This window comes from Streptomyces nanshensis, from assembly GCF_001751255.1.
Classification (GTDB): domain Bacteria; phylum Actinomycetota; class Actinomycetes; order Streptomycetales; family Streptomycetaceae; genus Streptomyces; species Streptomyces nanshensis_A.
On record NZ_LJGW01000166.1, the window covers coordinates 1 to 9,808 of the forward strand.

The following is a 9,808-nucleotide window of genomic DNA, read 5'->3' on the forward strand; positions in this document are numbered from 1 at the left end:
AGCCCAACGCCGGCGAACTCGCGGGCATCACCGGCACGACCGAACCGCTGCGCGCCGCGCGGGCGGCACAGCGGCGCGGTGCGCACTCGGTGGCCGCGTCGCTGGGTCCCGACGGCATGCTGCTGGTCACCCCGGACGGCATGTGGCAGGCGGGCCCGCCGCACTCCCTGACGGGCAACCCGACCGGAGCGGGCGACTCCGCGGTGGCGGGGGGGCTGTCCGGACGNCGAGGGGCTGCCCTGGCCGGAGCGGCTGGCCCGTGCCGTCGCGCTGTCGGCGGCCACCGTACGGGCGCCCACGGCAGGGGAGTTCGACGAGGAGGTGCACGCCGACCTGCTCTCGCGCGTCACGGTCGAGGAGAGCAGCGAACCCGCCCCCGGATGACCGGGAACGGGTTCGGGTTCGGGTTCGGGTTCGGCGGAACGTACGGGACGGCCACGGGCGGAAACCGGAACAGGCCGCCGGGCCGCGGAGTCGCGAAGCCCGCGGACGTCAGCGGATCTTGCCCGCCTTGAGCCAGACCTGGTCGAGGTTGAAGTCGCACTTGTTGCCGTCCTCGCAGGAGATCTTGAAGGTGTTGGCGCCTTCCTTCAGATCGACCCAGGCGTAGGTGCTCATCCAGCCGTGCTCCCAGTCGCCCTCCTTGACCTGGCCGCCCCAGTTGGACATGTCCAGGGGCTGTGAGGCCGGCCGGCCGTTGACCGTGAGGGTCGCGTCGGCGTCCTTGCCCGGTATGCCGTAGCGCACGTAGAGGGTGTAGATGCCGGCCTTCGGCACGTCCGCGGACGACCAAGTAGCAGAAGCGCCCGTGGCGTTCATCGCCCCGACGTACGAGCCGTCGCTGCTCTGGGCACCGGAGACGTCGCTCTGCGCGGACGCCCCGCCCGCGAGCTGGAAGGTGGCGGCGTCCTGCTTCTTGCCGATCTGCTTGCCCTTGCGCGGCTTCTTCGAACCGGGCTTCTCCTCCTGGCCCTTGCCGCCGTCGGCGCCCGCGGAAGCGCCCGCGCGGCCCTCGTCGTCGCCCGGCGAGCTGTTGAAGTAGATCGCCGCGCCGATGCCCACGACCACGGCCGCGACGACGGCGAGCGCCCCGATCAGCAGACCGTTGCGGCTGCCTCCGCCGCCCCGGCCCCCGCCGTGCCCACCGCCGTATCCGCCGTCGCCGGGGGCCGGTTGCGGGGTGACGGCACGTCCGCCGGTCATCGTCTCGGGCGCCGCGTAGTGCGCGTTGGGCTGCTGCCCGTACGCGGCGGTCTGCTGGGTGCCCGGGCCCGAACCGTAGCCGCCGTAACCGCCGTACTGGCGCTCGCCGACCGCGCGGACCTGGTTGTACGAGCGCCGGGGAACGCCGCTCTGCGTCGCCGGAGAGCCCTCACCGCCCTCCTGGCGGTAGAGGTAACCGAACGGGTCGTCGCCCTGCGGCGTCGCGCCGGTGCCGTCGTTCTCGGCGGTCATCCCCTGTCACTCCCAACTGCGTCACGTATCCGGCCGAGCCTACCTCTCCGGGATGAGGGCCATGCCAACGCGGAATGATCGCGCGAAGGCCGGGAGGGGGCGGACGGTGGAACACCACTCGCGTCCGTCACCCCGCGCGCCGCTGCCCCTTCGAACGGGAGCGCTTCTCCACGTACATGCGCTGGTCGGCGGATTGCAGCACTTCCTCGGCGGTCATTCCGCATCCGGCCCAGCCGATGCCGAAGCTCGCGCCGACGCGCACCGCGCGGCCGTCGACGCGGATCGGCGGGATGATCGCGTTCCGCAGCCGGACCGCTAGGTCCTGCGCCTCGGCCGGACCCACTCCGTCGGTGAGCACCACGAACTCGTCGCCGCCCATGCGCGCCACGGTGTCGTTGTCGCGCACACCGGCCGAGAGCCTGCGGGCGACCTCGACGAGGACGGCGTCGCCGCAGTTGTGCCCGAAGCGGTCGTTGATGGACTTGAAGCCGTCGAGGTCGCAGAAGAGGACGGCGAGACCTTTCTCACCCTGCACATTGCCGGTCGGCGGCACCGCGTGCGTGTGGTGCGGGTCGTACATGCCCGTCGAGGCCAGCACGCCCGAGCCGGCGTCCTCGAAGCCGAGCCCCGGGAAGCCGTTCCCGTCGGTGCCGGCGGCGGGCCCGCCCGGAGCGGAGGAGATCACGCCGGAGACCACGGGCGCGGGACGGGCGCACAGCCGGCCGTTGAGACGGGCGCGCAGCTCGGCGCTGTTGGGCAGTCCGGTCAGGGAGTCGTGGCTCGCGCGGTGCGCCAACTGCAGCTCGTGGCGCTTGCGGTCCTCTATGTCCTCGACGTGGGTGAGCAGGAAGCGCGGTCCGTCGGCGGTGTCGGCGACCACGGAGTTGCGCAGCGAGACCCAGACGTAGGAGCCGTCGCGCCGCGCGAGACGCAGCTCCGCGCGGCCGCCCTCGGCGGAGGTACGCAACAGCGTCCCGATGTCCTCGGGATGGACGATGTCGGAGAAGGAGTAGCGGCGCATGGCCGAGGCGGGGCGGCCCAGCAGGCGGCACAGCGCGTCGTTGATACGTATCAGCCGGCCGTGCTGGTCGCCGCCCATCTCCGCGACGGCCATGCCGCTCGGCGCGTACTCGAAGGCCTGGCGGAAGCTCTCCTCGCTCGCGCGCAGCGCCGACTGCTCCCGCTCCAGACGCACCAGCGCACGCTGCATGTTGGAGCGCAGCCGTGCGTTGCTCAGGGCTATCGCGGCCTGCGAGGAGTAGAGCTGGAGCGCTTCGCGGCCCCAGGCGCCGGGCCGCCGTCCGTTGCGCGGCTTGTCGACGGACAGCACGCCGAGCAGTTCGTGGTCGGAGGCGTACAGCGGGGCGAACAGCCGGTCCATGGGGTGCCAGTCGTCACCGCTCTGCGGGGCGGGGCCCGCCGGGTGCCACTGCGGGACGTCGTCGTCGTCGAGGACCCAGCCCTCGGTGTAGGGGATGAAGCGCAGGTTGCCCCATGCCTCGCCCATCGACAGCCGCCGGTCCCACGAGGCGCGGGAGCCGGCCCGTCCCGCCATCATGGCCTCGGCGCCCTGGCTGCCCGCGACGGCGGCGACGACGAGGTCGCCCTCGGGACGTACGAGATTGACGGCCGCTATCTCGAAGCCGAGGCCCTCGACCACACCGTCGGCGATGGTCTGCAAGGTGTCGGCGAGACTGCGCGCCGTGCTCAACTGCGCTACGACGAGGTGCAGTTGGCGCAGGCTGGCAAGGCGGACGTAGGGCTCCGACTCGGTTTCCATCGCCCTCCCCCTGAGCCTCGTTCGTCAACTCCAGGTGTTCGCGGGACGTCATTGTCCGACTGCCACGGCCACTGAATCACAGCGAGCTGTACTCCAGGTACACAGGGTCAGCAATAATTGCCCGCTGTGACTCAAGTCACAACTGTACGCAGCCTGTTGACTGCGCTCCGTATGACAGTGCCACACCGTCCCGGACCTCGGCCGATGCTCTCGACCGAATGACCGGTCATGCGACAGTACGGCCTTACCGACGCGTAGAGCGGCGAACGCGCCCCTTTTCGCGCCCCCGGACAGCGACCCTCACGCGCCCCAACCTCCGTGCTCACGGCCCCCGTTGCCCCTCCGCGACCTCCGCCCCTGGTCACAGCCCCGACACCGTACCGCCCCGGTCTCTGCACACAACAAGCACGATCCGGTCACGCAATGCCACGGTTCCGTCTCCGCCGGTACATGGGACCCGGGTCCTGGTCCTGGGGGCCGATGCGGGGGGCGTGCGCCAGCGGTTAGCGTTTTTGACGTGTCACACGCAGTGGAGCAGCAGACGAATCCGGCGCCGGACGATTCGATGCCCCATGCTGACGGGGTGAACGAGGAGGAGTTCCGCGCGGCCATGGCCAGACTGGCCTCCGGGGTGGTGCTGGTGACGGCGTACGACGCCGAGGACGGTCCCGGCGGCGCCGACGTCGGCATGACCGCCACCGCCTTCATGTCCGTCTCACTCGAACCGCCGCTGGTCATGGTCAGCGTCCGGGACGGCTCCCGCATGGACGAACTGCTGGAGCGCCGGCCGCTGTGGGCGGCGTCCCTGCTCACCGAGGCCCAGCGCACGACCGCCGGACGGTTCGCGATGAAGGGGCGGCTGAGCGACAAGCTCCTCTTCCGCGAACTTCCGCACACCCGGGGCGAGGCGTCCGGCGCTCCGCTGGTCGACGGGGCGCTGGCGACGGTCGAGTGCCGTACGGAGGAGCGCGTACGGGCCGGGGACCACACCCTGGTCATCGGGCGGGTGCTGGCGGCGGGGCTGCCGCACGCGCCGGAGAGCGGACCGCTCACGTACTACCGGGGGCGCTACCACTCGCTGTCGAAGGGCGGCTCGTAGCCGGCTCCTACGGCGGCGGCGCGGGGCGCGTGCGGGAGCGCGTCGGACGTGCCGCGCGGGACGTGCGGGACCTGCGGGGGCTCGCCGCGCGTTCCGGTCCGGCCCGATCGGGCCACGGCCGGTTCCCGATCAGGCCCAATCGCGGCCCGAGCGGCCCCGCTTGAGGTCGCCGCGCTGCTTCTTCTGCCGCAGCCGCCGCTCCTTCGCCCCGCGCGGCTCCTTCTTCTTGCGGCGCGGACGCGGGGGCGGCGCCGTGGCCTCGGCGAGCAGCGAAGCCATGCGGGTCGCCGCCGCCTCGCGGTTGCGCCACTGGGAGCGGTGCTCGCTCGCCCGTACGACCACCACGCCGCCGGAGAGGAGCCTGCCGGTGCCCGAGAGACGTTCCAGGGCCCGTTCCTTCCAGACCGCGGGCAGCGCCTCGGTGGCGGCGAGGTCGAAGCGCAGCTCGACCTGGGTGTCGCTGGTGTTCACATGCTGGCCGCCCGGCCCCGAGGAGCGCGTGAAGCGCCACGTCAGCTCGGCTTCGGGCAACGAAACCGATCCGCGGATGACATAAGGGGACGGGGACATGTCCTCCATGGTCGCTCGCGACCACATCCGAGTCACCGTCTTTTTCCCCCGGCCATCCGGAACCCGCCCATGGACGGCCCGCGTTGTGCAGGGGTAGGAACGCCCTCCACCGAGTGGCTTCCACACCCGTCAATCCAACCGATCTCACATCGGACTCACCGAAGGAAGGGCTCCCCATGGCTGTAAGCCTGTCCAAAGGCGGCAACGTCTCCCTCACCAAGGAGGCACCGGGCCTGACCGCCGTCACGGTCGGCCTCGGCTGGGACGTCCGGACGACCACGGGCACCGACTTCGACCTCGACGCGAGCGCCATCGCCGTGAACGGGGAGGGGAAGGTCTACTCCGACCAGCACTTCGTCTTCTTCAACAACAAGGCCACGCCGGACCAGAGCATCCTGCACACCGGCGACAACGTCACCGGCGAGGGCGAGGGCGACGACGAGCAGATCAAGGTCAACCTCGCGGGCCTGCCCGGCGACGTGGAGAAGATCGTCTTCCCGGTCTCGATCTACGACGCCGAGAGCCGCAGCCAGAACTTCGGCCAGGTCCGGAATGCCTTCATCCGGATCGTCAACCAGGCCGGCGAGGCGGAGATCGCTCGCTACGACCTGAGTGAGGACGCGGCCACCGAGACCGCGATGGTCTTCGGCGAGCTGTACCGCAGCGGCGCCGAGTGGAAGTTCCGCGCCGTCGGGCAGGGCTACGCCTCCGGACTCGTGGGCATCGCCCAGGACTTCGGCGTCAACGTCTGACGCACACACGGCAGTCGGGCGCACCGGCACGGTCGTAGGTCCCTACGTTCCCTGCGTCCGTACGGCACATCCGTACGGACGCAGATCCGTCGGGCCGTCCGTACCCCGCGCCCGTGCCGTACGAGGGCGGCGCTCGCCGAGGTGAGCGCCGCCCTCGGTGTGTGCGGCGGCCCCCGACCGGGCCCCCGGCCGTCCCGCGGGTCGGCCGTCCCCGCGCGCCGTGACACGATCGGGCCGTGCTCGACATCGGCTACTCGCTCTCCCGGCGCTTCCCCGACCCGCCGCAGACCGACTACCGCACCGCGGACGTACGGGCCCTGCGCCACGATCTGTTCAGCGGGGACGTGTATCTGGCCGACACCGAGGCCGACCGCGAACTCTCCACAGCCTGGGGATGGTTGCCCGTCCTCGACTTCGCGTGGGCGCTGTGCGACACCGCCGAACTGCTCGACGCCGATCCACTCGGCAGCCGCGCACCGGGGCCGCAGCGCGCGGAGGTGGACTTCACCGAGAGCACCGAACGGCTGCGCTTCGAGCGGCGGTTCGGCTGGGTGGACGTCACCGCGGACTGGACGCGCGAGAACGGGGGCCCGCTGACCTTCCCGTACGCCGTGCTCCGCCGCGAGGCGCGCGACTTCCTCCACGACCTGATCGCGGATCTGACCGACATGCACGAGGGGCTGGCGGGCAACCCGGCGGTGTGGACGCTGACGTCGCGCTTTCCGCGCGTCTGACGGGCCGGCCCCGGTCAGCCTCCGACCCGTACCCCCAGTTCGGCCGCGAACGCCGGTGCCAGATCCATCAGTTGGGCCGGGCTGACGACCGCGCCGCCCAACTGCCCGACGCCCGCGGCGATGTCCAGCTCCGCCGCGTCCCGCAGATCCACCTCCGTCAGCGCCGCGCCCGTGAAGTCGACGCCGCGCAGCACACACCCCGGGAAGGCGACCCGTTCCAGCGTGGCCCCGCCGAAGTCCGGCTCCACCAGCACACAGTTCTCGAACGTCACGTCCATGAGCCGGCTCTGCCGCAGATTGAGGAAGTCGATCTTCCCGCCCCGTACCAGCACCCGCGACAGCGACGACCCGTGCACCTGCACTCCGCCCAGCCGGGCGTCGAGCAGCTCCACATCGCGCAGTTCGGCGCCGGCGAGGTCGACGCCCGCGCCCGTCACACCCTCCAGCACCGAGTCCAGCAGCCGCGCCCGCTCCCATCTCGCCTCGTCCAGGCGGCAGTTGCGGATGCCGCACTCCAGGAAGCGCGCTCCGGAGGCGTCGCTGCCGCTCAGATCGGCGTCCTCGAAGCCCGTACCGTCGTAGTCGCCGTCCGGGGACAGGCCGCCGTCGTGCGGGCGCAGCTCCGGGAGCCGCATCTCGGGGCGGCGCGGCACCGTGGCCGTGCGCCGCGCCCTTCCCGTACTCCCCGCGCTCGCCGTGCCCGTCGCACCGGCCGTGCCGCCGCTCGCCGTCCTCGCCGTTCTCGTCGTCCTCGCCATGGGGTCATCGTGCACCCGGCCGCCGACAGTGGACGGCGACGACGGGCGTGACGGGACGTACGAGTCCGGGCCAGCAGCCCGGAGTTCGGGCCCCGGGCCCCGCCCGGAGCCCGAACTCCGCCTCGGCGGCAGGCCCTTCGCGTAGTCGGAGGCCATCTGCCCGGCGAAGTCGTAGAGGACCACGGGTTCGTCGCCGACGACCCACGCGTCATGTCCGGGCGGGCACACGAACACGTCTCCGGGGCCGACCTCCGTTTCGGTCCCGTCGTCCATCCGGACGCGCATGCGGCCCTTGACCATGAATCCGTTGTGGTGGACCTGGCAGGAATCCGTCCCTGCTATCGGCCCCACCGATTCCGTCCAGCGCCATCCGGGCTCGAAGGTCGCCACCCCGAAATCCAGTCCGGAGAGGTGCAGCGCTTCGATGTGGCCCTTCGGGAAGTCCCGCCGTTCGTCCGCCTTGTCGACCGTCTTCACTTCCATCATGGGATTCCCTCCGATCGCCCCCTGCCCGATTCCATGGTGCGTCGGCGAAAGGGCGGCGTCGAATGTTCGCAATCGGAAATCCCCGGCCCTGGAAGACCGTGCCCGAAACCATCCCGGAATCCCTCTCCGCACACACGGAGCGGCGGCCCCCCGGAATCGAATCCGGAGGGCCGCCGCCGAGGAGTTCGCGCTCAGCCGTTGGCGAGCGCCTGGAGGCGTGCGAACGAGCCGTTGAAGCGGTCGTGGTCGCCGACCGTCTTGCCCGTCGAGGTGTACTGCCAGAAGGTGTGGAACGGCCAGCCGCCCGGCAGTGTGCCGACCGAGCTGCTCCAGTTCGGCACCCAGAGCGGATTGGTGTTCCGGAACTTCGTCGAGTTCCCCGTGCAGGTCTTCCACCAGGTCGCGGAGGTGTAGATCACGGTGTCCCGGCCGGTACGCGACTTGTACGTGCGCACGAAGTCGGAGATCCAGTCGACCATGGCCTTCTGCGACTTGCCGTAGCAGGCCGCACCGTACGGGTTGTACTCGACGTCCAGCGCGCCCGGCAGCGTCTTGCCGTCCCGCGACCAGCCGCCGCCGTGCGAGGCGAAGTAGTTGGCTTGCGCGGCGCCGGTGGAGTTGGCGGGGAGGGCGAAGTGGTACGAGCCGCGGATCATGCCGCTCTTGTACGAACCGTTGTACTGCTGGGTGAAGTTGGGATTCTGGTAGGTGGTGCCCTCCGTCGCCTTCACATAGGCGAAGCGGACGCCGGCGTTCTTGAGCGTGGACCACGCCACGTTGCCGTTGTGGCTGGAGACGTCCACGCCTTCGACGGACGCGGCGACGTTCTTCCGGGACGACGCCGGCTTCGCCGGTGTGTGTCCTTCGTTGGCGACGAGGGTGGAGCCCATCCAGTCCTTGTCCGGGTGCGCCGGGTGACGGCCGTCGCCGCCGACCGCCGCCTCGGCCATGCCGGGCAGTACGAGGAGGAGTGCGAGGGAGCTGAGGAGGACGGCGGGGGTCCTGACCGCGCCGAGGAGGGCGCGGTGCGAGGGGCCGGACCTGTGCAGGGGCATGCGTGCCTCCGTAGATGTCGGTGAGTCGCGCAGCAGCACCCCAGAATCTATCCGGACAAAAACGTATTAATTGGATGCCTCGCCGGGCCCAGGCCGACCGGAAAAGGCCCGGACGGGCCGGGACCCGGAGGCCCGGAAACGGATTCCGCGCAACCCACCGGGCCCGAATGGCCGGAGGGTTCACGACGTATTCCGGAAGAAAGGAACTCGGCGGGATCTCCCGGGTTGCCGGATCGCCCGGAGTGTGATCAGGAAAATCCGCGGTATGGCGTGGGAGTTGTACGGGCGCCCCGCACCGGAGTTCTGAACGGACGCCTCGGATCCGGCAGTTGTGCGCCGAGTGAGGGAGAGATCGTGCGCCGCGGCACCGTCAGGAGCGCGGCGTCAGACCCGCGCTCCCGGCGGCGCGGCGCAGAACGTCCCGCAGCATGTCCGGAGTCAGCGTCCGCGTGGACATGTTCCGCCGGCTCGGGTGGTAGCTGCCGACGAGCCGCAGCCCGGACCCCGGGGAGGCACCGGATGCACCGGATGTGCCGGTACCGTCCGCCGCGTCCGCGAGCAGCACCTCGGCTCCGTGCCCGAAGACCGGACGCGGACGCGGGATCCGCCAGCCCGCCCCCGCGAGCACCGGCAGCAACGCCTGCCATGCGAAGCCGCCGAGCACCATGACCGTACGGAGTGTGGGCCGCAGCAGTTCCAGCTCACGGGCGAGCCAGGGCCGGCAGGTGTCGCGTTCGGCCGTGGTCGGTCGGTTGTCCGGCGGGGCGCAGTGCACGGGCATCGTGATCCGCACGCCGTACAGCTCCATGCCGTCGCCGACGTGCGTGGCGGTGGCCTGCGAGGCGAGGCCGGCGTCGTACAGGGCGGCGAAGAACGCGTCGCCGGACGGGTCGCCGGTGAAGACCCGTCCCGTGCGGTTGCCGCCGTGGGCGGCCGGAGCCAGTCCGACGACGGCGAGCGCGGCGTCCGCCGGGCCGAAGCCGGGGACGGGCCTGGCCCAGTAGTCCCAGTCGCGGAACGCCCTGCGCTTCGTACGGGCGGCCTCCTCGCGCCAGGCGACCAGCCGCGGGCAGGCGCGGCAGGTGACGACCGCCGCCTCCAGCGCGTCGGTCGTCCCCG

At 71.4% G+C, this 9,808-nt stretch carries 9 protein-coding genes and 1 pseudogene; 4 read left to right on the forward strand and 6 right to left on the reverse strand.

What is annotated here, in order from left to right; all coding sequences use genetic code 11:
• Positions 1–384, forward strand: a pseudogene (locus AN218_RS34335) (PfkB family carbohydrate kinase); the annotation flags it as partial.
• Positions 385–492: 108 nt separating this feature from the next.
• Here the strand turns inward: AN218_RS34335 and AN218_RS10430 are convergent.
• Positions 493–1,455 (reverse strand): carbohydrate-binding protein, encoded by a 963-nt coding sequence (locus tag AN218_RS10430; protein ID WP_070016512.1) that lies wholly within the window; start codon positions 1,453–1,455, stop codon positions 493–495.
• A 127-nt stretch (positions 1,456–1,582) separates the two neighbouring features.
• Positions 1,583–3,235, reverse strand: a complete 1,653-nt coding sequence (cdgB, locus tag AN218_RS10435) for a diguanylate cyclase CdgB (protein ID WP_070016513.1) — start codon at positions 3,233–3,235, stop codon at positions 1,583–1,585.
• A gap of 565 nt (positions 3,236–3,800) precedes the next feature.
• Between cdgB and AN218_RS10440 the strand changes: the two genes are divergently transcribed.
• Positions 3,801–4,334, forward strand: a complete 534-nt coding sequence (locus AN218_RS10440; protein WP_070016519.1) for a flavin reductase family protein — start codon at positions 3,801–3,803, stop codon at positions 4,332–4,334.
• A gap of 129 nt (positions 4,335–4,463) precedes the next feature.
• On the opposite strand, the gene arfB is transcribed toward AN218_RS10440, so the two are convergent.
• A complete protein-coding gene (gene arfB, locus AN218_RS10445; protein ID WP_070016514.1) occupies positions 4,464–4,913 on the reverse strand; it encodes an alternative ribosome rescue aminoacyl-tRNA hydrolase ArfB in 450 nt (149 codons plus the stop codon).
• Between the two features lie 167 nt (positions 4,914–5,080).
• Between arfB and AN218_RS10450 the strand changes: the two genes are divergently transcribed.
• Both AN218_RS10450 and AN218_RS10455 read left to right on the forward strand, forming a co-directional pair.
• Positions 5,081–5,656 carry a TerD family protein gene (locus tag AN218_RS10450; protein WP_070016515.1) on the forward strand — a complete coding sequence of 192 codons (576 nt, stop codon included), beginning with the start codon at positions 5,081–5,083 and terminating at the stop codon, positions 5,654–5,656.
• 236 nt (positions 5,657–5,892) lie between these two features.
• Positions 5,893–6,390 (forward strand): hypothetical protein, encoded by a 498-nt coding sequence (locus AN218_RS10455; protein WP_070016516.1) that lies wholly within the window; start codon positions 5,893–5,895, stop codon positions 6,388–6,390.
• A 14-nt stretch (positions 6,391–6,404) separates the two neighbouring features.
• Here the strand turns inward: AN218_RS10455 and AN218_RS10460 are convergent, their stop codons facing one another.
• From AN218_RS10460 to AN218_RS10470, 3 genes are all read right to left on the reverse strand, one after another.
• On the reverse strand, positions 6,405–7,148 hold the full coding sequence (locus AN218_RS10460; RefSeq protein WP_070016520.1) for a pentapeptide repeat-containing protein: 744 nt from the start codon (positions 7,146–7,148) through the stop codon (positions 6,405–6,407).
• A 677-nt stretch (positions 7,149–7,825) separates the two neighbouring features.
• Positions 7,826–8,689, reverse strand: a complete 864-nt coding sequence (locus tag AN218_RS10465) for a lysozyme (RefSeq protein ID WP_070016517.1) — start codon at positions 8,687–8,689, stop codon at positions 7,826–7,828.
• Between the two features lie 370 nt (positions 8,690–9,059).
• Positions 9,060–9,808, reverse strand: a 749-nt coding sequence (locus tag AN218_RS10470; RefSeq protein WP_070016518.1) for a uracil-DNA glycosylase, incomplete at its 5' end; no start/stop codon positions are given.